The organism is Actinocorallia aurea, from assembly GCF_054783995.1.
In genome coordinates this window covers 220,208-243,677 of the sequence record NZ_BAAGPQ010000012.1, presented here as the reverse complement: position 1 = coordinate 243,677, position 23,470 = coordinate 220,208, and the positions used below count along the sequence as shown (strand labels likewise).

Here is a 23,470-nt window from a genome sequence, read left to right as displayed (position 1 = left end):
GACCAGGGCGTCGACGCGGCCGCCGCCGCCCGGCCGGTTCCCGGTCGCCGGGACGGACGGGCGATGCTGCAAGATGCAGGGATCGCAGGAAGAGTCGGGGAAGGCCGAGGTAACGCTCCATGCTCGATCAGGACAGCGTCCAGGACGTCGGCGCGCTCGAAGACCCGGTGGGCGAGGCGCTCCGCGGCCACCACGCGCACCTCGCGCGCCGGCACGGGCGGGCCTTCACCTACGTGCCGGGCGTGGCGACGTTCTCGTCGGTCCCCGCGGACGCGGACGCGGCCGACTGGGCCGACCTCGCGCACCTGCTGGGCCGCGGCGCCTTCGCGGACATGTTCAGCTGCCCCGCGCTCCCGCCCGCCTTCTGGGAGCCGGTGTTCACGCTGGAGGGCTTCCAGATGGTCGGCCCCACCGACCCCGACCCGGGCCCCCACCCGGCCGTGGTCGAACTGGGCCCCGCCGACGTGCCCGCGATGCTCGCCCTCACTCAGCGCACGGGCCCGGGCCCGTTCTGGCCGCGCACCCACGAAATGGGCGCCTACCTCGGCATCGTCGAGGACGGCGTCCTCGTCGCCATGGCGGGCGAACGCCTCCGTCCCCCGGGCTGGACCGAGATCAGCGCCGTGTGCACCGCCCCGGAGGCCCGGGGCCGAGGCCATGCCGCCCGCCTCGTCCGCGCCTTGTCCGCCCGCATAGCAGGCCGAGGCGAGCGCCCCTTCCTGCACGTCGCCGCCGCCAACACCGGCGCGATCGCCCTCTACGAGCGCCTCGGCTTCACCCACCGCAAGCCCGTCACCTTCCGCGGCTTCACCACCCCCTGACGCCGGACGGCCCGAAGGCCCGACCCGGCGCGGCGTGTCAGTGGGCGGTGGCCATGAGGGCCATGGACCCGGCCATGCCGGCGGAGCACAGGTGGGGGGCGCAGGAGGGGCGGGAGGCCTGGTGGGCGCGCAGGTCGGCTGCGGCGGAGGCCAGGCGGAACACGGTCCAGGCGGTCGCCAGGAGGATCGAGAGGGGGGCCAGGACGTCGAGGCCGTGCGCGTGGGGCGCGGCGCCGACGACCGGTGCGCGGTGGCCGCCGACGGCGGTCAGGGTGACCAGGACCGCCATGATGACGAAGTCGGGGGTGTGGCCGCCGTTCAGGGCGCGGCGGCGGGGCGAGCCGCAGACCCAGCCTGCGGCCAGCAGGATCAGGACGCCGGACCACGCCGGGAGCGCCGTCCCGAGGTGGCCCGCCGCCATGCCGAGCGCCATGGCGGCGTGCGGCCAGCGGTCGCCGCGGGGCGTGGCGGGCAGGAAGGCGGGGGCCAGCGCCAGAAGGCAGCCGACCAGGGACGCCGCGAGGGTGAGCGTGGAGTGCAAGGGACGGCCTCTTCCTGGAGTCCTCGGGTCCGGGGCGATGCGGCGGGCGGGCGGGCGGTGCGGCGGCGGGCGGGGTCAGGCCCGCCCGCCGGTCCGTCATCGCGCGTCGTGCACCGGCCGCCCCTCCACCAGGGTGAGCACCGTCCGGGCCGCCGTCACCCCCGCGCCGCCGTCCAGGATGGGACGGTCCAGCAGCGCCAGGTCCGCCAGGTGGCCGACCTTGATCGAGCCCAGTTCACCTTCGGCGTGGTTGGCGTAGGCGGAGCCCGCCGTGTAGGCGTCGAGGGCTACCCGGAAGTCGATCGCCTGGCGTGCCTCCAGCGGCTCGGTGAACACCCCTTCGCCGACGGAATGCGGATCCTCCGGGACGCCGAGGCGGGTCGCCGCGGTGTGGATCGCCCAGAGCGGGTTCGGGTCGGTGACGGGCCAGTCGCTGCCCATCGCCAGCCGCGCGCCCGCCCGGTGCAGCGCGCCGAACGGGAAGTGCATCCGCTCGCGCTCAGGGCCGAGGAGCGGGAGCTTGCGCTCCACGATCTCCTTGTCGCGGCGGGCCCACAGCGCCTGGATGTTGGCGATCACGCCGAGTTCGGCGAACCGCGGCACGTCGGCGGGGTCGACGACGTCGAGGTGGGCGATCTGGTGGCGGAGGTCGGCGCCGGAGCGGGCGGACTCCAGCGCGTCAAGGCACTCGCGGACGGCCCGGTCGCCGACGGCGTGCAGGTGGATCTGGAATCCACGCGCGTCGAGCTCCCGGCAGATCTCGGCGAGTTCGGCCGGGTCGATGAACGACAGGCCCGAGGACGTCCCGTGGTGGTTCCCGCCCGCGTAGGGCGCGAGCATCGCCCCGGTGCAGTTCTCGCAGACGCCGTCCTGCATCACCTTGACGGTCGTCGCGCGGAAGCGTCCGACGGTGCTCGCGGCGCGGCGCTCCTCCAGCGAGCCGAGCTGGGCGAGGCCGTCGCCCGCCTCCCACCACAGCGCGCCGACGACGCGCGCGGTGAGCCGCCCGTCCCCGGCGAGCCGCCGGTAGATCGGGAGCGGGTCGGGCATGCCGAACAGCGGGCCGAGGCACGCGTCCTGCCAGCCGGTGACGCCGACCTCGTGCAGATGGCGCTGCGCGGCGAGGAAGGCCAGTTCCAGGAAGTCCTCGGTGAGCGGCGGCATCAGGTCGCTGACCAGGTCTCCGGCCCGCTCCACCAGGACGCCCGTGGCGACGCCGTCCTCGTCCCGGTTGATCCGGCCGCCCCGGGGATCGGGGGTGCGGTCGTCGATCCCGGCGAGCTCCAGTGCCCGGGTGTTCACCCAGACGCCGTGGCCGTCGTGGCTGAAGAAGACCGCGGGACGGTCGGGGATGATCTCGTCGAGGAACCGCCGGTCGGGCAGGCCGCCGGGGAACGTGTCGCCGTACCAGCCGTTGCCGCTGACCCACGCCGCGTCGGGGCGTGCCTCGGCGTAGGCGCGGATCGCCTCGCGGTAGCGGTCGGGCGAGTGCGGGAGCCGCGCCAGGTCGCAGCTGAGGAGCTGCGCGCCCGCGGCGAGCGGGTGCACGTGCGCGTCGGTGAAGCCGGGCAGCAGCGTCGCGCCGCCCGCGTCGACGACCTCGGTCCGCGACCCGGCGAGCGCGTGCAGGGGCTCCCGGGACAGGGCACTGATCCGCCCGCCCGCTACGGCGACCGACGTGATGCCCTGCTCGGCCGTGTGGACCTGGGCGTTCACCACGATCAGGTCGGGTTGTGCGGCGCTCATACCGATGTCCTCTCCAGTTCCGGGACGTGCCTCACGCGGACTCACTCGCCGGAGGCGCAGCAGGACGATCCGGGCGCCGCGTGGGCGGCCCGGGGAGCCGGGGTGTCGAGGGCCGGGTTGGCGTCGAAGAAGCCGGTCGGCTTCAGGACGAAACCCGTGTGGTCGACCGGCATGATCGGCCAGTCCTCGGGGCGCGGGAAGTGGGTGAGGCCGAACGTGTGCCAGACGACGATGTCGGTGCCGTCGATGTCCCGGTCCGCCTTCACCCAGGTGTCGATGCCGGTGCTGCCGTCGTTCTGGTTCACGTACTCGCCCGACGGGAACCGCTCGTCCTCGGCGTAGGCGGTGACCCACAGGTGCTTGCGGGTGAACGCGGCGCGCCGGGCGATCGAGGAGGCGTCGTCGGCGAGGAGTGTGGGCAGGCCCTCCGGGTGCAGCGTGTAGGCGACGGGCTGCCCCAGGGCGTTGCGCGAGCCGGGGTTGCTGATCTGCCAGACGCGGCCGCGGGCCCCGTCGGCCAGGCGCGCGGCCTCGGACTCGCGGCGCAGGCGCGTCGCCTGACGGGTGAAGCCGTTGCCGTAAGGGTTCGACGGGCCCATCGGCACCCGCTTGACGTCGATCTCGTCGACGGCGTTCTCGACCCCGTCGACCATCATGTCGAGGCGGGCGGAGAACAGGTGCTGGTGGTAGGGGGCGCCGATGCCGGGGGCGATCTCGCTGGCCCACGGGTACTCCGAGCCGTCAGGGAGCGGGCCGGGGTAGGCGGAGGCGAACACGATGCCGGTCGCCTTGCACTCCAGCTCGATCGTGCCGTCGAGGTAGAGGTACCAGTAGAAGCCGTAGTCGTAGTTGCCGACGGTGATGAAGAACGACACGACCATGCGGCGCTGGCGGCGGGTGGAGACGCTGCCGTTGTAGCCGTCGGTGTGCTTCCAGAGGACCCCGGAGTCCTCCTCGTGCATGCAGATCGCGTTGCCGATCGTGCGCGGGTTCCCGTCGTCGTCGTGCAGGACCGCGTCGAAGTAGTGGATCTCGCCGAGGCAGTCGCAGCCAAGGGTGAGGGAGTTGGCCTCCTTGCCGAGCGAGTACTCGCCGGCGTCGAAGTAGTTCTGCCAGAAGCGGATCGGGCCCGGGTCGCCGTAGGGGACGACCATCTCGGCGACGGACGCGCGGTAGACGATCGGGCGGATCTCCTCCCCGTCCTGGAAGCCGATCTCGTGGAGGGTGAGGCCCTCGACCGGGTTGAAGCCGATGCGGAAGCGCCACTTCTCCCACGTCACGACGTCGCCTTCGACGGTGAAGCTCGGGCCTTCCGGCTGGGTGATCACGATGGGCTTCTGGGTGGTGCGCGGCGGGCGGGCCGGGTCGTCGAGGTGGTAGTCGTGCGACGTCTCGGGGATCGGGACGGGGCCCTCGTCGATGAGGTCGTGGACGCGTCCGGCGATCAGGTCGACGTAGGCGACCACGCCGTCGATCGGGTGGGCCCAGATGTTGTCGTCGGGGCCCTTCTGGAGGAAGGCGAGGCAGCGGACGAGGCGGAGCCCCTCCTCGCCGGGGATGTCGAAGCAGCCCGCGCTCAGCGCCGACACCCGAACCCGCTTCGGGTCGAAGATCCCGCGCCGCTCCATGGCCCGCGCCCAGGCCGCGTCCTTCCAGAGGATCTCCTCGACCAGCGCGAACTCCTCGAGGAGGATCGGCGGCTGGCCCTCGGCGACGACGTCCACGACCCGCTGCGCGACCACCTCGCCGCCGGTGAGCGACACGACGACCTCCCGTGCCTCGCCGCTCGCGCGGTCCAGAAGGAGGGAGCGGACCCGCCGGTCGACGGGGTCGCCGGCCCGCCACGCCAGCACGTCGGCCTTCGCGGGCTCGTGCAGGGCCACCAGCGTGAACCGCGTGTGCGCCGTCACGAGTCCGGCGGCGTCGAGCAGCTCCCGGTTGCGGGCGATCTCCTCGCGGCTGAGGCGGTCAAGCGGGTGGTTCATCGGGTCTCCTGCGACGTCGTCCGGACCCTGCGGCTCCCGCGGCAACGCCGGGAGCCGACCCGGCCCGGAGAATTCTTTGATGCTCACATCAAAGAATGCCGACCCCGCCGGATCTACGCAACCCCTGGTAACAAGGCTTTAACATGCAGACCGAATCGGTTCCCTGACGATCACCATCAATAATCGTGACCGTGGCGTGCGCCGATGCCGGAGTCCCGGGTGGACCGGCTTGCGGCGGGCCGCCCCGAGGTCGTCCTTTGGGACGATCCGGTGGGGGTGGGCGGCTCTTACGATGGGGCCGTGGCCCCCTTCTTGCGTTCGGTCTGGAATGAGCCTCGGCCGGGTCTGCCGCCGGGGCGGGTGTGGCGGGACCGGGTGCTCGTGGGGCTGGTGGTGCCCGTCGCGGTGCTGGAGGGGGCGCTGCGGGCGGACGTGCCTTTTCGGACGGTCTCGGTGGTGCTCACCGTCGCCTTGGTGCCCACGCTGCTGTGGCGGCGGACGAGGCCGCTGGCGATGGTCGCGATCGCGTTCGGGGCCTGCGGGCTCGCGGCCGCGGCCACGCGGGGCGAGCCGCCGGGGCTGCACACGATGGTGTTCCTGGTGCTCCTGCCGTACGCGCTGTTCCGGTGGGGGTCGGGGCGCGAGGCCGCGATCGGGCTGGTGATCGTGTTCGGCAAGGTCCTCGTCACCGGGGAGGACAGCGCCGCGGACCTCGTCGGCGCGCTCGCCGTGCTGTGCGCGGCGATGGCGCTGGGCGGCGCGCTGCGGTACCGGGCGGGGGCGCGGGCGCGCGAGTTCGACCAGGTCAAGATGCTGGAGCGGGAACGGCTGGCCCGCGATCTGCACGACACCGTCGCCCACCATGTCTCGGCGATGGCGATCCGGGCCCAGGCAGGACTGGCGACGGCCCCGTCGAACCCCGAAGCCGCGACGGAGGCGCTCCGCGTGATCGAGCGCGAGGCCTCGGCCACCCTCGCCGAGATGCGCGCCATGGTCCGGGTGCTCCGGCACGACCTTCCGGCGGACCTGTCGCCGAGCCCGCGCGTCACCGATCTCGAACGGCTCGCCGACGGGTCGCGGACCGGACCCGCCGTCGAGGTGAGGATCTCCGGGGACCTCGACGAGCTGGCCCCGCCGGTCGCGGCGGCCGTCTACCGGCTGGCGCAGGAGTCGGTCACCAACGCGCGGCGGCATGCCCGTAACGCCACCCGCGTCTCCGTCCGCGTCGCCGCCGACGACGCGCTGGTGCGGCTGCGGGTCAGCGACGACGGCGACACCGGCCTGATCCGGCCCGGCACGGCGCCCGGATACGGGCTCATCGGAATGATCGAACGGGCGCAGCTCCTCGGCGGGACGTGCACGGCAGGGCCGGATCCCGAACGGGGCTGGACCGTCAGCGCGGTGCTGCCCAGAGCGGGCTGGGACGGATGAGCCTGCGGGTGGTCGTCGCCGACGACCAGGAGATCGTGCGCACCGGGCTCCGGATGATCCTCGACGCCCAGCCCGGCATCGAGGTCGTCGGCGAGGCGGCCGACGGCGGGCGGGCCGTCGAGCTCGCCCGGCGGCTCCGTCCCGACGTGTGCCTGCTCGACATCCGGATGCCCGGCATGGACGGCATCGAGGCCACCCGCCGCCTCGCCGGACCTGACGTGGCCGATCCGCTCCCCGTGGTCGTCATCACCACCTTCGACCTGGACGAGTACGTGTACGCCGCGCTCAGGGCCGGTGCGCGGGGGTTCCTGCTCAAGGACGCCGGACCCGATCTGCTGGGTCAGGCGGTCAGGGCCGCGGCGGAGGGCGACGCGCTCATCGCGCCGAAGGTCACCGCGCGGCTGCTCGCGGCGTTCGCCGACGCCGGGCCGCGGCCTGCGCCCCTGGTCGAGGAGCTCACCGAGCGGGAGGAGCAGGTCCTCGCCGCGGTGGCGCGCGGCAGGACGAACAGCGAGATCGCCGACGAGCTGTACGTCACGCTCAGCACGGTGAAGACGCACGTCACCCACCTGATGGCCAAGCTCGGCGCCCGCAACCGGGTCGAGATCGCGATCTGGGCCTACGAGACGCACCGGATGGGGCGCGGCAGGTCCCGCTGACCCCGGCGCCGAAAGTACGACCGCCCTTCGCACCATCGGCGTCCCGGTCCGGGTCCTTGCGCCGATGCGCCGCGAACCCCGCGACGGCGACGATCGGGGCATGACCGATACCAAGGCGGAACGGCCCTCGGCCACGCGGGCGGACCGGCTCGTGCCCACCGCGCTGATCCTGCTCATCGCGATCCCCGTGATCGCCGGCGTCGTCCGGCTGACGCAGCTGGTCGTCGGCGCGGAGATCACTCCGGCGAACGCCCGGTTCTTCGCCTCTCCGGCGCCCGTCGTGGCGCACATCTTCGGCGTCATCGTCTACGGCGTGCTGGGCGCGTTCCAGTTCGCGCCGGGATTCCGCCGCCGCAGGCCCGCCTGGCACCGCCGGGCGGGCCGGATCCTGGTCCCGTGCGGTCTGGTCGTGGCGCTCTCCGCGCTGTGGATGACCCTGTTCTATCCCCGTCCCGACGACGTCGGCGACCTCCTCAGCGGCATCCGCCTCGCGGTCGCCTCGGCCATGGCCGCCTCGATCGTCCTCGGCTACCTGGCGGTCCGCCGCCGCGACCTCGCCGGCCACCGCGCCTGGATGATCCGCGCCTACGCCCTGGGCATGGGCGCCGGCACCCAGGCCCTCACCCAGCTCCCCTGGATCCTGACCGTCGGCCCGCCCGGTCAGCTCGCCAAGGCCGTCTTGATGGCCGCCGCGTGGCTCATCAACCTCGGGGTCGGCGAGTGGCTCATCCGGACCCGGCTGCGGCCGGGTGGGGGAACGCGGGCGGTGCGAGGCACCGCCCGCGCGTCCGGCCGCTGAGCCGTGCGCCGATCGCACCGCACCGGTCCGATGACGTGCCGGTGACGCCGGGCCGCTAGCGCTTGACGGTCAGTTGCAGCAGCTTCGGCAGGGTCTTGCCCTTCTTGGGCGTGCAGGGCATCGCGACGGACGAGCCGAGCGCGGACGCGGTGATCTTGAGCGTGCCCATGGTCACGGAGACCTTGCCGGCCTTCTTCAGCTTCACCTTGCCGGTCACCTTGCCGAGCGGGATCTTGGCCTTGGGCTTGACCGGGCCGTTCTTCTTCGGCCCCGACACGCTGACGGAGCCCTTCTGCGCGCCCGAGAGGGTGAACTTGCCGGTGGTCTTCCAGGAGTCGACGGCGACCGGGGACACGCCGGGCAGCGGCGAGAGGTCCGCGGTGATCGTCACCGTGTCGCCCACGGAGCGCTTCGCCGAACCCTTCATGGTGATCTTGGCGTTGTAGGCGAAGTGAGTGTTGAAGATGACGCAGTCGTAGGCCACGGTGCCGGTGCCGGCCGAGGCGGGGAGGCTGCCGAGACCCGCGGTGGCCAGGACGACCGCAGTGGCGCCGACGGTGAGGCCGCGCAGGGCCGTGCGGCCCTTCATCTTCGGGCTGGTCGACATGAACCGCTCCTTCTGTCGCGTGCAGGTCACGGTGACGTGCACGGAAGCACGCCGCGCGCCCTCCGCCACCCCCAACCGGCCCGCGAGCACCGCGCCCGCCTCGCGTTTCGATGGGGGAAACAAGGTTTCGCAGCGTGGGACTAGAAGACCCTTTCGCGCACTCCCCTGTCAAGACATGAGTCCAAACGTTTCCTTCTGATGCAAAACGCCCGTTCTGGCGGGCGGTACGACGAGGGCGGACGCGGCCCGGCGCCCACATCGAGGTGCTCACATCGACAGGAAGGCCCCCGCCGTTGGGCGGGGGCCTGGAGGATCGCCAGAAGGAAGGCGATGACGGCGGCGGCCGACCCGACTCGGACGGTTCCTAGGCGTCGGAGCCGATGAGATCGGCGGCGCGTTCGGCCACCAGCATGACGGTGACGACCGGGTTCACCGAGGTGAGGGTGGGGAAGACCGACGCGTCGGCGACGCGGAGACCCGAGACGCCGTGGACCCGCAGGTCGGGGGCGACGACCGCCGCGGGATCCCCTGCCGTGCCGATCCGGCACGTGCCGGAGGGGTGGTACACGGTCTGGTGGGTGGCGCGCGCGATGGCGGAGAGGTCCTCGTCGGAGGTGACCTCGGGGCCGGGGAAGACCTCGCGGCCGACCCAGGAGCGCATGGGCTCGGCCGTGGCGATGCGGCGGGCCAGGCGGACGCCCGCGACGAGCATCGCCTCGTCGTGGGCTTCGGGGTCGGTGAAGGAGCGGAAGTCGATCGCGGGGGGCGCGGCGGGATCGGTGGAGCGGATCCAGACACGGCCGCGGCTGTGCGGGCGGGCCACGTTCGGGGCGATCGCGAGGGTGGCGTCGGGCATCGGGGGCGCGCCGGCCTCCGCCAGGTACCGCTCGGCGTGCACGGCCCACGGCTCGACGGGGAAGTGCATGAGGACGTCGGGGCGGCCGTCGCCCTCGCCGGGCTCGCCGTTCTCGTCGAGGCTCAGCATGGCGCCGGCGTCCCACCCGCTGGCGCAGGTGGTGGGCGGCGTCTTCGCGGCCTCCCAGACGACGAGGCCCTCCACATGGTCCTGGAGGTTCTCGCCCACGCCCGGGAGGTCGTGCACCACGAGGACGCCCGCGTCCTGGAGCACGTCGCGGGGGCCGACTCCGGAGAGCTGGAGGAGCCGCGGGGTGTCGATGGCCCCGGCGCACAGGACGACCTCGGCCATGGCCTGGAGGTCGCGTTCCACGCCTTCGGTGTCGCGGACCCGGACGCCGACGGCGCGCGGGCCGTCCGGTCCGTCCGCGAAGAGGATCCGCACCGCGCGCAGGCCCGTCAGGACCTCCGGGCCGCGGCCTTGCGCGCGGGCCGCGTGCACGTAGTGGATCGAGGTCGACGCCCGCAGGTTCGTCTCCGGCGTGTAGCCCACCTCGAAGAACCCGGTCCCGTTGGGCGAGGCGTCGATGCGCCCGTCGTTCCAGCGGTCCTGCACCGGGACGCCCAGCGCCTCGGCCGCGCTCGCGACGACGTCGGCGACGTACGGGTTCCGGTCCGCCTCCGCGACGGGCTGGATCGGCGTGCGCAGCCTGTCGTAGAGCGGCAGGATCGTGTCCGGGTCCCAGCCTTCCGCGCCGAGCCTCACCCACTCCTCCAGGTCGCCGCGCGGCGGCAGCCAGGAGATCATCGTGTTGGCGGTGGAGCACCCGCCGAGGATGCGCAGCCGGGCGAGCCGGATGTGGGAGTTGCCGCGGAGGTTCGGCTCGCTGCGGTAGTCGAGGTCGTACTCTCCTTCCAGCATCTCGTCCCAGCGGCGCAGCTCGCGGGCGCGGGGCTCGTGCTCGTCCGACGGGCCCCATTCGAGCAGGGCAACGTCGCGGCCCTGCTCGGCGAGGCGGGTGGCGAGCAGGGAGCCCGCCGTGCCGCCGCCGACGACCAGGTAGTCGAACGAGGTCCGGTCAGCCATGGTGGATCCAGGTGGTCTTCAGGCCGGTGAACTTGTCCAGCGCGTGCAGCGAGAGGTCGCGGCCGTATCCGGACTGGCCGAAGCCGCCGAACGGCGTGGCGACATCGAGGGCGTCCACGCAGTTCACCGACACCGTCCCGGCGCGCAGCCGGCGGGCGACGGAGTGGGCGCGGCTCAGGCCGTCGGTCCACAGCCCGGCGGCCAGGGCGAAGGGCGTGCCGTTGGCGACGGCGACCGCCTCGTCCACGGTGTCCACGACGTGCACGGACAGGACGGGCCCGAACACCTCGGTCTGCGCGATGCGCGCGGCCGGGTCGACGCCCAGCAGCACCTGCGGCCGGACGTAGGTCGGCGCGGGCATGCCCGCCACCAACCCGCCGCCGTGGACCTCCCGGGCCTCCGCCGCGCCGGTCTCCATCAGCGCGAGGACCCGCGCGGCCTGCCGTTCGCTGACGACGGGCCCCATGCCGGTGGCCGGGTCGAGCGGGTCGCCGACGGTGATCGCGGCGGCCCGGGCGACGACGCGCTCGATCAGCGCGTCCGCGACGCCGCGCTGCACGACGAGCCGCGACGTGGCCGAGCAGACCTGCCCGGTGTTGGTGAAGATCCCCGCCGCGACGCCGTCCGCGACGAGGTCGAGGTCGGCGACGTCGTCCAGCACGACGACGGCGCTCTTGCCCCCGGCCTCCAGCCAGACCTGCTTGAGGTTGGACTGCCCGGCGTACTGCTGGAAGAGCCGGCCCGTCTCGGTGGACCCGGTGAACGTCACCACGTCGACGCCCGCGTGCCGTCCCAGGGCCTGCCCGACGACGGGTCCGGCGCCGGGCACGACGCTGAAGACCCCTTCGGGCATCCCGGCCTCGGCGACGAGTTCGGCGAGGCGGAGCGCGGAGAGCGGGGAGTCCTCGGCGGGCTTGAGGATGACGCTGTTGCCGGCGGCGAGCGCCGGGGCGATCTTCCAGATGGCCATTTCGAGGGGGTAGTTCCACGGCACGACCGCGGCGACGACGCCGAGCGGCTCGCGGGTGACGACGGCGAGGTCACCGCCGCCGGTGGGCGCGACCTCCCCGTAGACCTTGTCGAGCCCTTCGGCGTACCAGCGGAGGATGGCGGCCGAGCCGGGGGCGTCGATCGCGCGGGTGTCGATGATGCGCTTGCCGGCGTCGAGGCTGTCCAGGAGGGCGAGTTCGTCGACGTGGTCCTCGACGAGCCCCGCGATCCGGTGCAGGACGGCGGCCCGCTCCCGCGGCGAGGCGGTGGACCAGGCCCCCGCCTCGAAGGCGCGCCGGGCGGCGGCGACCGCGGCGTCGACGTCGCGTTCGTCGCATTCGGCGACCTCGGCGAGCACCGCGCCGGTGGCCGGGTTGACGGTCGTCCGGGTCGCCCCGGACAGCGCCGGCACGGGCCCGCCGATCCACGCGGCGGTCCGCGGCGCGATCTTCGCGGCCAGCGCGGTCCAGTCTTCGTGGGTCCGCTCGGTCACGCGCGCTCAACTCCCAGGGCGGCGGGGACCACGGCAGGCCGGGTGGCGCGGGTCCAGAAGTAGTAGAGGGGGCTGATCAGGGCGAGGCCCACGATCCAGGAGATGTCGACGCCGTTCAGCGCCTCGGCGACCGGCCCGACGTACAGGGCGTTCGACAGGAACGGGACCTGGATCAGGATGCCGAGGACGTAGCAGCCGATCGCGGGGACGTTGTAGGCGCCGTAGAGGCCGCCGTCGGCGCGGAACAGGGCGTCGATGTCGTAGTCTCCGTGCCGGACGAAGTAGTAGTCCACGAGGTTCACGGCGGTCCAGGGCACCAGCGCGCACATCAGCAGCATCATGAAGTTCACGAAGTTCGTGAGGAAGTCGCCCTTGCCGAGCTGGGCGATGCCGAGGCCGACCGCGAACAGGACGAGCGCGACGACGGTCCGGGCGCCGGAGCGGGGCTCCCACTTCGGCCGCAGCGTCTGCCCGATGGTGAGGACGGACAGGGTGCCGCAGTAAAGGTTCATCGCGTTGGTCGTGCCGATGCCGACGACGAAGACCAGCAGCACGATCGCGCCCGCGCCTCCGGCGCCCTCGCGGACCGCGGAGACGGTGTCGAGGTCGGGGAAGGCCGCGCCGAGGACGGTGCCGAAGATCATCGGGATGATCGAGCCGAGGACGCAGCCCCAGTACGTCGCCCAGAACGCCGCCTTCACGCCGGTGTCGCGCGGCATGTAGCGGGTGTAGTCCGAGACGTAGGGCGCGTAGGCGATCTGCCAGAGGGCGGCGAGGGAGACGGTGCCCATGAAGCCGGCCCAGGTGAAGCCGCCCGCCGACCAGGTGCCCGAGGGGAGGTCGACGAAGCCGAAGAGCATGACGAAGGCCACGACGAGCGCCGCCCCGGCCACCACCGACATGATCCCGGCCATCGCGTGGATGGCCTTGTAGCCGAAGATCGCGCCGGCCGTGGAGATCGCCCCGATGAGGACGATGGCGAGGGTCTCGTTGATCCCGAGGAGGCTGGCCAGGCCCTGGCCGCCCAGCACCATGTTCGAGGCGAAGAACGCCGTGTACATGGCGACGACGATGATCACGACGAGCAGCGAGCCCCGGGAGCCGAACTGGGCCCGGGTCTGCAGCATCTGCGGGACGCCCATCTGCGGGCCCTGCGCCGCGTGCAGCGCCATGACGACGCCGCCGACCACGTTGCCCAGCACGAGCGCCGCGATGGCCCACGGGATCGACAGCCCGAAGACGAGCGTGGACAGCAGCCCCGTCGCGATCGTCAGGAGCATGATGTTCGACCCGAACCAGATGGTGAACAGCTGGGACGCGCGGCCATGCCGCTCGGTGACCGGGATCTGCTCGATCGTCCGGATCTCCAGTGCCTCATCCTTCGGCGGCGCTTGAGTGTTCATAGCTCTCCTCGTGCACGGTGACACGGTAAACACTGTGCCACCAGCCACAATCTGTCGAGCATGATAATTCGAGCATCTACATCAACAAAACCGATGCAGAAACCCCGCGGTTACTTATCTCCGCTCGCGAAACACAGGGTTAACAGAAGGGGCGCCGCGGGCCCCGTCCGTGGCGTCCCGATGACGCGTCATGCGTTCTTCCGATGGCCCGCATCTGATTCTCGAATGGCGGCCCGTCCGAGCAGGTCCCCCACCTCGCGACAGACCTGGCCGAACGCCTCGGCCTTGCGGGTGAGCCTCGCCTGCCTCATGCGCACGGCGACGACGTCCAGGGCCGGAAGATCGTCGGCGAGGCCCACCGTCACGACGGTTCCGCCGCCGTAGGTGTGGTCGTGGGCGGGGCGCTGGTTGAGGACCGCGTAGCCGTGGCCCGCGGCGACCATCGAGCGGACGGTCTCGTAGCCCGCAGTGCGGTGGCGGACGCGGGGCTCGACGCCGACCTCGCGGAAGAGGGCGTGGAAATAGGACGAGGTGTGGGGCAGATCCAGCATCACCACGGGGTCCTCGGCCAGCTCGGCGAGGTGGATCCTGGTCCGCGGGGCCAGCGGGTGGCCGGGCGGGAGCAGGACGTAAGGGGGCGCCGAGCCCACGCGGACGGACTGGAAGTCCTCGTCGAGGTCGTAGGAGTACATCAGGGCGATCTCGCACGCGCCGGAGCGGAGGCTCTGCTTGAGGACGGCGTGCTCGGCCTCCAGCGCCTCGACGCTCACGGCAGGGTGGTGCTCGGCGTACTTCGTGACGAGGTGCGGCAGCCAGAACGGTGCGAGGGTGTCGAAGCAGCCCACGACGAGGGTGCCGACCAGCTCTTTCCCGGCGTTGGCGGCGGTGTCGGCGAGTTCCTGGCTGTGCGCGAGGAACTCGCGGAGCTTCGTGTGGAAGGCCCGTCCCGCGGGCGTCAGGGCGAGGCCGCGGGCGTGGTGGCGCAGCAGGAGCTGGACGCCGAGCTCCTTCTCCAGCTGGGCGACGGCGGTCGAGACCGCCGACTGGGAGACGACCAGCTCGCGGGCCGCGGCGGTCATGCTGCCCAGTTCGGCCGCGGCGGCGAAGTAGCGCAGCTGCACCAGGGTGAACGACGGGGCTTTCACCCTGCCATCCTGCCCGCTCCGGGGCGGTGCTCGGACCCGCCCGTGATCGGCTCCGTTGACGATCACGGGCGGGAGGCCAAAGGGGGACGCGCTACCGGGCGGTGTCGGCGGCCACGTCGAGGGCCGTCCAGGCCAGGGCCGTCGCGGCGTCCAGGATCGCCTTCTCGGCGTCCCCGCCGACGCAGTGGGCGGCGAACTCCGGCTGGTGGTTCAGCGCCGGAAGCGATCGGATGCCCACATAGGGGTGGATCGCGGGCACCAGTTGGGAGACGTTCCCCATGTCGGTCGAGGCCCGGTTCATCCGGCGGGCGGGCGAGTCGCGGTCGAAGACCCGGCCCAGCCGCTCGGCGCCCGCCACATAGGCGCGCAGCGCCCGCGCGTCGGTCCGGAACTCCGCGTAGGGCTTGCTCTCCGGGGTGATGTCGAGCTCGCAGCCGGTGGCCAGCGCTCCCGCCTGGAAGCACCGCCACACCTTCTCCTCGGTCGCGGCGAGCTGGTCGAGGCTCTCGGCCCGGACGTACCAGCGGCCCTCGGTGCGGGCCGGGATCGCGTTCGGGGCCTCCCCGCCGTTCGTCATCACGCCGTGGACGCGCACCGAGTGCGGCAGCTGCTGGCGCAGCAGGCCGATCGCGACCTGGGCGACGGTGAACGCGTCGGCGGCGTTGACGCCCTGCTCGGGATAAGCCGCCGCGTGCGCCCCCTTGCCCTGGTAGGTGACATGGGAGTGCGACACCGCGAACGGCTCTGCCTCGGCGACGTCCACCGGGGCCGGATGCGCCATCATCGCCAGGTCGAGCCCGGCGAACGCGCCCCGCTCCAGCAGCTCGATCTTGCCGCCGCCGCCTTCTTCGGCGGGCGTCCCGTAGACCTCGATCGTCAGGCCCGCGGCGTCGGCGAGCGGCGCGAGGGCGCGGGCCGCGCCGACCGTGATCGCGGAGATCAGGTTGTGCCCGCACGCGTGCCCCAGACCGGGCAGCGCGTCGTACTCGGCGCAGAGGCCGAGCCGGAAGGGCCCGCTCCCGTACGTGGCGAGGAACGCGGTCTCCAGCCCGAGGTAGGCGGGAGTGACGGCGAAGCCCGCTTCGGCGAGCGACTCGGCGACCCAGCGGGCCGACCTGTGCTCCTCCCAGGCGGTCTCGGGGTTGGCGTGCAGCAGCTCGGACAGCTTGATCAGCCGCTCGGCGTCCCCGGCGACGGTCCGGGCCGCGTGGGTCCTGCGTTCTTCGGTCATGGCGTCACTCGTCCCCGGGGACGCCGTAGGACGGGGCGGCTTCCGGGTTGAGGCCGCGCGTCACGTAGTCGTCGCGCTGCGGCAGCCACACCTTCAGCAGCTCGCCCAGGTCGCCGATCGGGTCGTCGCTCCAGTCGACCCGCAGGTCGGTCTCCCGCCACGCGACCTGGCGCACGACGGACAGGCCCGCCGAGTGCACCGGGCCCTCCTCGCCGCCGGCCGCGAGGCCCGCGGCGAGAGCGGCGAGGAGCCTTTCCTCAAGGTCACCGGTCGAGCCCTCGAAGGATTCGACCACGGCGTCGATCACCTCGGGGCCGGCCAGCATGTTGCCCGCGGCGACCACCCCGGAGCCCGCCCTGTGGTGGTGCACGCCGAGCGCCTTGCCACCGGAGAAGGCCGCGGCGTCGCCATCCAGGCGCAGGACGGTGAGCTGGCGGTACTCGGTCAGCTCGTGCCGCCCGACGATCGCGTCGAGGGCGGCCCCGGCGTCGAGGCCGATCTCCAGGGCGTCGAGGAGTTCGGTGCCGAGGCGCGGGTCGGTCACGTTCTGCGACGCCGCGCCGCCGACCCCGGCCCGCAGGTGGACGCAGCGGGCGGCCACGGCCGGGCTGGAGGAGGTGACGGCCATGCCGACGGCTCCCCTGCCGTCAGTGGCCAGGATCGAGAACGTCACCGCGCGCCCTCCGGGATCACCGCGATGGCGTCGATCTCGACGAGCCACTCGGGCCGCGCGAGGGCCGACACCACGAGGCCGGTCGAGATCGGGTGGACGCCCCGGGTCCAGCGCCCGATCGTCCGGTAGACGGTTTCGCGGTAGCGCGGGTCGACGATGTAGATCGTCAGCTTGACCAGGTGCTCCATCTTCGCGCCCGACTCGCGCAGGAGCATGTCGATGTTGGCCATCGCGCGCTCGGTCTGCGCCTCGACGTCGCCGATGCCGACGGACTCGCTGGTGTCGAGGTCCTGCCCGATCTGGCCCCGCACGTAGACGGTGTTCCCGGCGACGACGGCCTGGCAGAGGTCGTTGTCGAGGTTCTGCTCGGGGTAGGTGTCGCGGGTGTTGAACGGCCGGATCCGGGTGTGCCCGCCGGCGATGATGGGGTCGTTCACTGCGCTGCCTCCAGCAGGGTCGCGGCCGGGCGGACCGCGCCCAGGCCTTCGTCGTGGGCGCGGTATCCGCGCTGGATCCCGATGTGGTCGGCGATGTGCCGCGCGTCGTGCCAGACGCCCCAGATGAAGCTCGATCCGCGGCGGGACAACCACGGCAGGCCGAGGAAGTAGACGCCCGGCTCGGCGGAGACGCCGCGGCGGTGGCGGGGCCTGCCGTTCTCGTCGAAGGCGTCGACCTGGAGCCAGCCGTAGTCGGCGGCGAAGCCCGTCGCCCAGATGATCGTGGTGACACCGGCCGCGGCAAGGTCGAGGGCGGCGAGCGGGTCCGTGACGCACTCGGGGTCCGGGCCGAGCACGCGGGCCTCGGGCTCCTCGGGCAGGTCGAGGCCGTTGCGGGTGACGTAGGCGTCGGCCTCGTCGAGCAGGGCGATGAGGTTCGCGTCGCCGTTCGCGATGTTCTTGGCGAGGTCCGGCGCGAAGGTGACGACGCCGTCCGCGAACTCGTCGGTGCGGCCGACCAGGTGCACGCCGAGGGCGGCGAGGTCGCGGAAGTCGACGGTGTGCCCGCCGCGCGCCCCGCTCACCGCGATGGTGACGTGCTCGGCGCCCTGCGGCGGCGTCTCCATGTCCCACATGCCGAGGACGCCGAGCCACCAGCAGAAGTCGCGTCCTCGGTAGCTGCGCGGCGGCCGGTCGTGCGGTCCGACGGACAGGTAGACGTCCCGCCCGGCCCGCCTGATCTCCTCGGCGATCTGCACGCCCGACGATCCCGATCCGACCACGAGGACGGCGCCTTCGGGCAGCCCGCCCGGGTTGCGGTAGCCGCTGGAGTGCATCTGCAGCGGCACCGCGCCGTCGGGGACGATCGGCGGGATCACCGGCCGCTGGAACGGTCCGGTCGCGGCGACGACGTAACGCGCCTCCACCGGGCCCGCCGAGGTCTCCACCCGGAAGCCGGGCCTGCCCTCGTTCCGGCGCACCGACGTCACCTCGACGCCGCACTCGATCGGCGCGCCGATCTTCTCGGCGTAGGCGGCGAAGTACTCGGCGACCTGTTCCTTGGAGGCGAACGCCCCCGGGTCGAGGTCAGGGAACTCCATGCCGGGGAAGCGGTCGTGCCAGGCGGGACCGTTCGCCACGAGCGAGTCCCACCGCTCCGAACGCCACCGCTCGGCGATACGGCTGCGCTCCAGCACGAGATGCGGCACCCCGTGCTCCGACAGGTGCTCGCTCATCGCCACACCCGCCTGCCCCGCTCCTACGACGAGGACTTCGACTTCCCGACTCACCTGGTCTCCCCCTCCAACTCCGAACGCGCCCCACCGGCCCTTCCGGCCCGGTGACCCGCCCCAGAATCCTCGCCCCCCGCCCCACATCCTGTCCAACAGATGTTGTAGCCCCAAGCCATCTGTTTCCTTGATGACCCGGGCGCGGGTCGGGTTCCGCGGGGCTTACCCCGCAGGTCATATCGCGCCACGGATGCGGCCGATTACGGTGTGCGAGGAGAGGGGAGGGGCCGGTGCTCAAGGTCATGATCGTGGGGGATTCGATCAGTCATGGGAGCAGTGGGGACTGGACGTGGCGGTATCGGTTGTGGAAGCACCTGAAGGAGGCGGGGGTGGAGCTCGACTTCGTGGGGCCGCGGGACGATCTCGACGCCATCACCACGGTCGAGGTCGGCGACGGAGACCTCACGTACCTCGATCCGGAGTTCGACACCGACCACAATGCCGAGTGGGGGCGTCCCTACCTTGCCGAGAAGGATGTGATCGAGGACAAGGCGGGGGCGCATCGGCCCGATCTGCTGCTCGTGCTGCTCGGCATCAATGACCTGTTCTGGTACGGGCTGCCCGCGGAGGAGAACGAGGCGAACGTCCGGTCGTTCGTCGCCGCCGCCCGCCGGGGCTCCCCCGGGCTGCGGCTCGTGCTCGGGACCGTCCTGGACACGCAGCGGGCCCGTGAGGACCCGGTCTTCAACGCGCGGGTCTCGGAGTTCAACCGGCGGCTGGTCCTGCTCGCCGAAGACCTGTCGACGCCGGACTCCCCCGTGGTGATCGCGCCGACCGCCACCGAGTTCGTCGCCTCGGCGCACACCTGGGACGGCACCCACCCCAATCCCCGCGGCGAGCTCCGCATCGCCGCCGCCTTCGCCGACGTCCTCGCGCTGCGCTTCGCCATCGGCGCCCCCTACCCGCGCCCGTTCCCGCACGTCCCCGACCTCCCCCCAGAGGCCAAACGCGCACTTTCGTGACCTCCCGCCCGTCCGCGCCGCTGGCGGAGGCGGCGTCGCAGGCCGCCGCGATGGCCGGGGCCGCCGGATCAGCGTGATCCCCCCGGCAGATGGGCGACCGCACCGAGTTCGTCACCGCACTCAGCCGCAGGGCGGAGGTCAGGCGAGGGTGACGGTGAGGCCGGCGGTGCGGAGGCGGTCGAGGTCGGCGGGGGGCGCGGTGGGGTCGGTGATGAGGGTGTGGAGGGAGGAGGTGGGGGCTATGCGGGAGAAGGCCCGGGCGCCCACCTTGGAGCCGTCGGCGAGGACCACGACGTGGCGGGCTGCGGCGATGAGGTGGTGGTCGGTCTGGGCCTCGACGTCGTCGTGGGTGGAGACGCCGGCGGAGGCGTCGACGCCGTCGACGCCGAGGAAGGCGACGTCGAGGCTGAGGCCGGACAGGGCGCGGTCGGCGATCGGGCCGACGAGCTCGTAGGACTCGGGGCGTGCCCTGCCGCCCGTCACCACGAGCTCGATCGAGGGGCGCACGGCGAGGTCGGCGGCGATGTTGAGGGCGTTGGTGACGACCGTCAGGGGGCGGCCGAGGGCGGCGAGGCGGCGGGCGAGTTCGGTGGTCGTGGTGCCGCCGTTGAGGCCGATGGTGTGCACCTCGTCGGTGATCAGCGCGAGGGCCGCCGCGGCGATCCTCGCCTTCGCCTCCTGATGGCGGCCCCCCCGGTACCGGATCGGCAGCTCGTAGGTGACCCCGGCGGCTACAGCACCCCCGTGGGTGCGCTTGAGGAGCTGCTGCTCCTCAAGGGTCTGCAGATCGCGCCGGATCGACGCAGGCGAGGCGCCCAGCTCCGCGCAGAGCGCGGCGACGGTCACCGAGCCCTGCGCGGCGAGCCGGTCGAGGATGGAGGCGAGCCGTTCCTGACGCATTCGCTCACTATAGAGCAGGGTGACTGAGCGAATGGTGGCGCTTTATGCGCGCATCGGCGTCAACGGCCCTCCAGGACATGCATCAGCCGGGTGACCTCCGCGGCGACGGCAGCACGGCCCGCGCCGAGGTACTTGCGGGTGTCGACCAGCTCGGGCGCCGCCTGAAGCCGGTCGCGGACCGCCGCGGTGAACACCTTGTTCAACTGCGTGGCGATGTTGATCTTGTGCATGCCGCGGCGGACCGCCTCGGCGAGGTCCGCGTCCGGCACCCCGGACGAGCCGTGCAGGACCAGCGGTACCGGGACCGCCTCCTTCAACGCCGCGATGAGGCCGAAGTCGAGCCGCGCGTCCCGGGTGAGCATCGCGTGCGAGGAGCCCACCGCGACGGCCAGGGCGTCCACCCCGGTGGCGGAGACGTACTCGGCGGCCTCCGCCGGATCCGTCCGGACGCCGGGGGCGTGCACCCCGTCCTTGCCGCCGACCTCGCCCAGCTCCGCCTCCACCCGCACACCCGCCCGATGGCACTCGGCCACCACGGCGGCGGTGCGCGCGACGTTCTCGGCATGGGGCAGCGCCGAGGCGTCGTACATCACCGAGCCGAACCCGAGCGTCACGGCCTCGCGGACCAGTGCCTCGTCCGTCGCGTGGTCGAGATGGACGGTGACGTCCACGCGGGCGGCGTCCGCGATGGCCAGCAGCGCGCGGCCGAGGGGGGCGAGCGCGCCGTGGTACTTGACGGCGTTCTCGCTGAGCTGGAGCACCACGGGCCGTCCGGCCGCCTCGGCGCCCTCGACGATGGCCTGCGCGTGCTCGATCTGGATGGCGTTGAACGCAGCGATCACGGGTTCTCTCCCAGCCTGACGGGTCTGATGTCGGCGCCGGCGTACACGTCGGGGTCGAAGTCGCCCGCGCAGGGCGCAGCCACCGCCGCCGCCGACAGGGCCACGGCGTCGGCGACGAGCGCGGGCCAGGGGGTGCCGCGGCGCAGGCCGCGGGCGAAGGCGGCGACGGCGGCGTCGCCCGCCCCGGTGGGGTTGCCGCGGATCTCGGGCGGGGCGGCCCGCCAGCCGCCGTCGGCCAGGTGCAGGGCGAGGCCGCGCGGTCCGTCGGACACCGCGACCGCCCGTGCGCCGAGCCCGCGGAGTTCCGCCGGGGTGCGGCCGGTCGCGCGCAGCTCGTCCGCGTTCGGCTTCACCAGGGCGGGGCCCGCGGCGAGACCGTGCAGCAGCGCCGGGCCGTCGGCGTCGAGGATGACCGGGGCACGGGCCGTCTCGGTCAGACTGGCGTAGGCGTCGGCCGGGACGCCGGGCGGAAGCGAGCCGGACAGGACGACGACCTCCGCGCGCAGCGTGCGGAAGCGCGCGAGGAAGGCCTGCCACTCGTCCTCGGCGACGTGCGGGCCCGGCTCGTTGAGGAGGGTGGCCCCCGCATCGTCCAGGACCGTGACCGTGCGTCGCGTCTCCCCCTCGATCGGGACGAAAGCGGAAGGAACCGGCAGGTCGGCGAGGAACGCCGCGCCCGTCGGCCCGCCCGCGAACCCCGTCGCGAGAACCTCCTCGCCCAGCGCCGCGAGCACGCGCGCGACGTTGACGCCCTTGCCGCCCGCGCGCCGCTCCGGCGGCCCCACCCGGTGCACGGCCCCCGGCACCAGGTGGTCGACCGGATAGGTGACGTCGAGGGCCGCGTTGAGCGTGACGGTCAGGATCACCGCAGGATCACCGAGCGCGTCAGGTGCCGGGGCGCGTCCGGGTCGAGGCCGCGCGCGCCCGCCAGCGCCACCGCGAGGCGGTGCACCAGGACGAGGTCGGCCATCGGGTCGCGGTCGTGCTCGATCCACAGGCCGCCGGTCGCCTCCACCTGCGCGCGCAGCCCTTCCGGCGCGGGCCCCAGCGACCACACGGCCGAGCGTTCGTCGGTGATCGCGATCGGCCCGTGCCGGAACTCGGCCGCCGGGTAGGCCTCGGTCCAGCTCAGCGAGGCCTCGCGCATCTTCAGCGCCGCCTCGGCGGCCAGCCCGTTCGTCCAGCCCTGGCCGAGGAAGGTGAACTGGGTCCGGTCCAGCGCGGGCACGTCGGCGGCCAGCGCCTCCTCGGCGTCGGCGATCGCCGCGGTCAGATCCTCGCCCAGGCTCGCGCGGAACAGCGCGAGCGCCGTCGTGGCGAAGCGCGTCTGCACGACGGACTTCTCGTCGGCGAAGTCGAGCACGACGACCTCGTCGGCAGCCTCCATGATCGGCGCGCGCGGGTCGGCGGTCACCGCGACGCTCGGCGCGCCGACGCGGGCGAGCACGTCGAGGACCTCGGTCGTCGTCCCGGAGCGGGTCAGCGCGACGACCCTGTCGTACCGCCGCCCGACCGGGAGCTCCGACGCCGCGAACGCGTCCGTCTCCCCCTGCCCGGCCGCCTCCCGCAGCGACGCGTACGCCTGCGCGACGAACCACGACGTCCCGCACCCCACGACGGCGACCCGCTCCCCTGCCCGGGGCAACCCCGCCGCCGCCGACCCGCTCACCCGCCGCCAGCACTCCGGCTGCGACGCGATCTCGCCCTCCACGTGGAACACCACGACCCCTACCTCCCTGCTCGAAACTGCTCACTTTGTAGCACAACCGAGCAGAATCGACCATCGAGCGGTCGTGGAGTTCCTGGGCTGGACGCTAGAGAAGGCCCGCCAGCACGGGCAGGTGACTGCGCTCGATCTCCTTCGTGGACGTCAGCAGCACCACAGGTCCTGCGTCCGCGAGCTCCCGCAACCGGGCCACCGCGTCCGCCCACTGCGGGCTGTCCAGTTCGGCCCGGTAGCGGCGTTCGAACTCGGCTTCGCGTTCCGGAGCGTGGCCGTACCAGCGCCGGAGGTCGTTGGACGGTGCGATCTCCTTGAGCCACTCGTCCCAGGGGGCGTCCGCCTTGGCGATCCCCCGCGGCCAGAGCCGGTCCACCAGGACACGGGTGCCTTGCGCTCCGCTCAGATCCTCATAGACCCGGCGCATCCCGATCTCGGCCATCGCTCCTCCAGGAAAGTCCCGCCCTTCCCCCGGGTCTCCCCCGACGGGCCGGGGAACACGCTCTGGAGCGCGGACGACTCGTCGACCCTGCGCCGCCCTTACCCGGCCGCCTGATTCCCCTCACCCGAGCACCATCCGCTGTCGAACGCTCACTCAACGGGTCATGCTGGACGCAGTGACGAGAAGGGCAGGGCCGATGCACGACGACCACTACCGCGCCCAGCAGCGAAGCAACGACTACTACCAGTGGCAGCGGAGCTACTCCTCCCGCCAAGACTCCGCGCGGAGGCGCGCGGAGTGGTCTGACGACCGTCACCGGAGCTGGCAGGAGAACGGCTACCCCGCGTTCTGGGAGATCGTCGTCGGTCTCGCCGTCTTCTTCGTCGCCGTCGCCATGGCCTCCGGGCACTGA

At 72.9% G+C, this 23,470-nt stretch carries 23 protein-coding genes; 6 read left to right on the top strand and 17 right to left on the bottom strand.

The features are described from left to right. The first annotated feature begins 119 nt into the window (after positions 1-119). Positions 120-821 (top strand): GNAT family N-acetyltransferase, encoded by a 702-nt coding sequence (locus ACYVOM_RS13605; protein ID WP_460303684.1) that lies wholly within the window; start codon positions 120-122, stop codon positions 819-821. A gap of 37 nt (positions 822-858) precedes the next feature. Here ACYVOM_RS13605 and ACYVOM_RS13600 read toward each other — a convergent pair whose 3' ends face one another. The 3 genes from ACYVOM_RS13600 to ACYVOM_RS13590 all read right to left on the bottom strand — a co-directional run bounded on the left by ACYVOM_RS13600 (position 859) and on the right by ACYVOM_RS13590 (position 5,093). Next, positions 859-1,362 carry a hypothetical protein gene (locus tag ACYVOM_RS13600; protein ID WP_460303683.1) on the bottom strand — a complete coding sequence of 168 codons (504 nt, stop codon included), beginning with the start codon at positions 1,360-1,362 and terminating at the stop codon, positions 859-861. Between the two features lie 96 nt (positions 1,363-1,458). Continuing rightward, positions 1,459-3,108, bottom strand: coding sequence for an amidohydrolase (locus tag ACYVOM_RS13595; protein ID WP_460303682.1), 1,650 nt, complete (start codon positions 3,106-3,108; stop codon positions 1,459-1,461). A 41-nt stretch (positions 3,109-3,149) separates the two neighbouring features. After that, positions 3,150-5,093 (bottom strand): primary-amine oxidase, encoded by a 1,944-nt coding sequence (locus ACYVOM_RS13590; protein WP_460303681.1) that lies wholly within the window; start codon positions 5,091-5,093, stop codon positions 3,150-3,152. Between the two features lie 300 nt (positions 5,094-5,393). On the opposite strand from ACYVOM_RS13590, the gene ACYVOM_RS13585 reads away from it, so the two are divergent. The 3 genes from ACYVOM_RS13585 to ACYVOM_RS13575 all read left to right on the top strand — a co-directional run bounded on the left by ACYVOM_RS13585 (position 5,394) and on the right by ACYVOM_RS13575 (position 7,982). Next, positions 5,394-6,524 (top strand): sensor histidine kinase, encoded by a 1,131-nt coding sequence (locus ACYVOM_RS13585; protein WP_460303680.1) that lies wholly within the window; start codon positions 5,394-5,396, stop codon positions 6,522-6,524. Continuing rightward, positions 6,521-7,183: a response regulator gene (locus ACYVOM_RS13580; RefSeq protein WP_460303679.1), complete on the top strand. Its 663-nt coding sequence runs from the start codon at positions 6,521-6,523 to the stop codon at positions 7,181-7,183. The genes ACYVOM_RS13585 and ACYVOM_RS13580 overlap by 4 nt, the downstream gene beginning before the upstream one ends. Before the next feature lie 100 nt (positions 7,184-7,283). After that, on the top strand, positions 7,284-7,982 hold the full coding sequence (locus ACYVOM_RS13575; RefSeq protein WP_460303678.1) for a DUF2306 domain-containing protein: 699 nt from the start codon (positions 7,284-7,286) through the stop codon (positions 7,980-7,982). 55 nt (positions 7,983-8,037) lie between these two features. Here the strand turns inward: ACYVOM_RS13575 and ACYVOM_RS13570 are convergent, their stop codons facing one another. The 9 genes from ACYVOM_RS13570 to ACYVOM_RS13530 all read right to left on the bottom strand — a co-directional run bounded on the left by ACYVOM_RS13570 (position 8,038) and on the right by ACYVOM_RS13530 (position 18,192). Beyond that, a complete protein-coding gene (locus ACYVOM_RS13570; RefSeq protein ID WP_460303677.1) occupies positions 8,038-8,589 on the bottom strand; it encodes a hypothetical protein in 552 nt (183 codons plus the stop codon). 364 nt (positions 8,590-8,953) lie between these two features. Further along, positions 8,954-10,531: a GMC family oxidoreductase gene (locus tag ACYVOM_RS13565; protein ID WP_460303676.1), complete on the bottom strand. Its 1,578-nt coding sequence runs from the start codon at positions 10,529-10,531 to the stop codon at positions 8,954-8,956. Then, on the bottom strand, positions 10,524-12,014 hold the full coding sequence (locus ACYVOM_RS13560; protein ID WP_460303675.1) for an aldehyde dehydrogenase family protein: 1,491 nt from the start codon (positions 12,012-12,014) through the stop codon (positions 10,524-10,526). The genes ACYVOM_RS13565 and ACYVOM_RS13560 overlap by 8 nt, the downstream gene beginning before the upstream one ends. Continuing rightward, on the bottom strand, positions 12,011-13,417 hold the full coding sequence (locus ACYVOM_RS13555) for a purine-cytosine permease family protein (protein ID WP_460303674.1): 1,407 nt from the start codon (positions 13,415-13,417) through the stop codon (positions 12,011-12,013). Before ACYVOM_RS13555 ends, ACYVOM_RS13560 begins: the two co-directional genes overlap by 4 nt. 188 nt (positions 13,418-13,605) lie before the next feature. Further along, positions 13,606-14,562, bottom strand: coding sequence for a LysR family transcriptional regulator (locus tag ACYVOM_RS13550; protein WP_460303673.1), 957 nt, complete (start codon positions 14,560-14,562; stop codon positions 13,606-13,608). Positions 14,563-14,653: 91 nt separating this feature from the next. Next, complete coding sequence (locus tag ACYVOM_RS13545) at positions 14,654-15,793, bottom strand: M20 family metallopeptidase (RefSeq protein ID WP_460303672.1); 1,140 nt, start codon at positions 15,791-15,793, stop codon at positions 14,654-14,656. A 4-nt stretch (positions 15,794-15,797) separates the two neighbouring features. Then, positions 15,798-16,466: a DUF1028 domain-containing protein gene (locus tag ACYVOM_RS13540; protein ID WP_460303671.1), complete on the bottom strand. Its 669-nt coding sequence runs from the start codon at positions 16,464-16,466 to the stop codon at positions 15,798-15,800. Further along, positions 16,463-16,903: a RidA family protein gene (locus ACYVOM_RS13535; protein ID WP_460303670.1), complete on the bottom strand. Its 441-nt coding sequence runs from the start codon at positions 16,901-16,903 to the stop codon at positions 16,463-16,465. Before ACYVOM_RS13535 ends, ACYVOM_RS13540 begins: the two co-directional genes overlap by 4 nt. After that, positions 16,900-18,192 carry a flavin-containing monooxygenase gene (locus ACYVOM_RS13530; RefSeq protein WP_460303669.1) on the bottom strand — a complete coding sequence of 431 codons (1,293 nt, stop codon included), beginning with the start codon at positions 18,190-18,192 and terminating at the stop codon, positions 16,900-16,902. Before ACYVOM_RS13530 ends, ACYVOM_RS13535 begins: the two co-directional genes overlap by 4 nt. Before the next feature lie 242 nt (positions 18,193-18,434). Here ACYVOM_RS13530 and ACYVOM_RS13525 point away from each other — a divergent pair, with 242 nt between their 5' ends. Continuing rightward, a complete protein-coding gene (locus ACYVOM_RS13525) occupies positions 18,435-19,154 on the top strand; it encodes a GDSL-type esterase/lipase family protein (protein WP_460304361.1) in 720 nt (239 codons plus the stop codon). A 138-nt stretch (positions 19,155-19,292) separates the two neighbouring features. Here ACYVOM_RS13525 and ACYVOM_RS13520 read toward each other — a convergent pair whose 3' ends face one another. The 5 genes from ACYVOM_RS13520 to ACYVOM_RS13500 form a co-directional block, all read right to left on the bottom strand. Then, entirely contained in the window at positions 19,293-20,054 is a 762-nt protein-coding gene (locus ACYVOM_RS13520) for a DeoR/GlpR family DNA-binding transcription regulator (RefSeq protein ID WP_460303668.1), read from the bottom strand. Between the two features lie 59 nt (positions 20,055-20,113). Next, positions 20,114-20,896 (bottom strand): class II fructose-bisphosphate aldolase, encoded by a 783-nt coding sequence (locus ACYVOM_RS13515; RefSeq protein ID WP_460303667.1) that lies wholly within the window; start codon positions 20,894-20,896, stop codon positions 20,114-20,116. Next, the gene (locus ACYVOM_RS13510; protein WP_460303666.1) at positions 20,893-21,762 is read right to left on the bottom strand and encodes a 1-phosphofructokinase family hexose kinase; all 870 of its coding nucleotides are present in this window, start codon (positions 21,760-21,762) and stop codon (positions 20,893-20,895) included. The genes ACYVOM_RS13515 and ACYVOM_RS13510 overlap by 4 nt, the downstream gene beginning before the upstream one ends. Continuing rightward, positions 21,759-22,619 (bottom strand): SIS domain-containing protein, encoded by an 861-nt coding sequence (locus ACYVOM_RS13505; protein ID WP_460303665.1) that lies wholly within the window; start codon positions 22,617-22,619, stop codon positions 21,759-21,761. The genes ACYVOM_RS13510 and ACYVOM_RS13505 overlap by 4 nt, the downstream gene beginning before the upstream one ends. A gap of 91 nt (positions 22,620-22,710) precedes the next feature. After that, positions 22,711-23,058, bottom strand: a complete 348-nt coding sequence (locus ACYVOM_RS13500; protein ID WP_460303664.1) for a DUF488 domain-containing protein — start codon at positions 23,056-23,058, stop codon at positions 22,711-22,713. A gap of 175 nt (positions 23,059-23,233) precedes the next feature. On the opposite strand from ACYVOM_RS13500, the gene ACYVOM_RS13495 reads away from it, so the two are divergent. After that, positions 23,234-23,470 carry a hypothetical protein gene (locus ACYVOM_RS13495; RefSeq protein WP_460303663.1) on the top strand — a complete coding sequence of 79 codons (237 nt, stop codon included), beginning with the start codon at positions 23,234-23,236 and terminating at the stop codon, positions 23,468-23,470.

Coding starts and splice junctions, on each gene's coding strand:
- ACYVOM_RS13500 (WP_460303664.1), bottom strand. CDS start 23,058: ATGGCCGAGATCGGGATGCGCCGGGTCTATGAGGATCTGAGCGGAGCG.
- ACYVOM_RS13565 (WP_460303676.1), bottom strand. CDS start 10,531: ATGGCTGACCGGACCTCGTTCGACTACCTGGTCGTCGGCGGCGGCACG.
- ACYVOM_RS13590 (WP_460303681.1), bottom strand. CDS start 5,093: ATGAACCACCCGCTTGACCGCCTCAGCCGCGAGGAGATCGCCCGCAAC.
- ACYVOM_RS13595 (WP_460303682.1), bottom strand. CDS start 3,108: ATGAGCGCCGCACAACCCGACCTGATCGTGGTGAACGCCCAGGTCCAC.
- ACYVOM_RS13555 (WP_460303674.1), bottom strand. CDS start 13,417: ATGAACACTCAAGCGCCGCCGAAGGATGAGGCACTGGAGATCCGGACG.
- ACYVOM_RS13525 (WP_460304361.1), top strand. CDS start 18,435: ATGATCGTGGGGGATTCGATCAGTCATGGGAGCAGTGGGGACTGGACG.
- ACYVOM_RS13605 (WP_460303684.1), top strand. CDS start 120: ATGCTCGATCAGGACAGCGTCCAGGACGTCGGCGCGCTCGAAGACCCG.
- ACYVOM_RS13570 (WP_460303677.1), bottom strand. CDS start 8,589: ATGTCGACCAGCCCGAAGATGAAGGGCCGCACGGCCCTGCGCGGCCTC.
- ACYVOM_RS13545 (WP_460303672.1), bottom strand. CDS start 15,793: ATGACCGAAGAACGCAGGACCCACGCGGCCCGGACCGTCGCCGGGGAC.
- ACYVOM_RS13575 (WP_460303678.1), top strand. CDS start 7,284: ATGACCGATACCAAGGCGGAACGGCCCTCGGCCACGCGGGCGGACCGG.
- ACYVOM_RS13520 (WP_460303668.1), bottom strand. CDS start 20,054: ATGCGTCAGGAACGGCTCGCCTCCATCCTCGACCGGCTCGCCGCGCAG.
- ACYVOM_RS13580 (WP_460303679.1), top strand. CDS start 6,521: ATGAGCCTGCGGGTGGTCGTCGCCGACGACCAGGAGATCGTGCGCACC.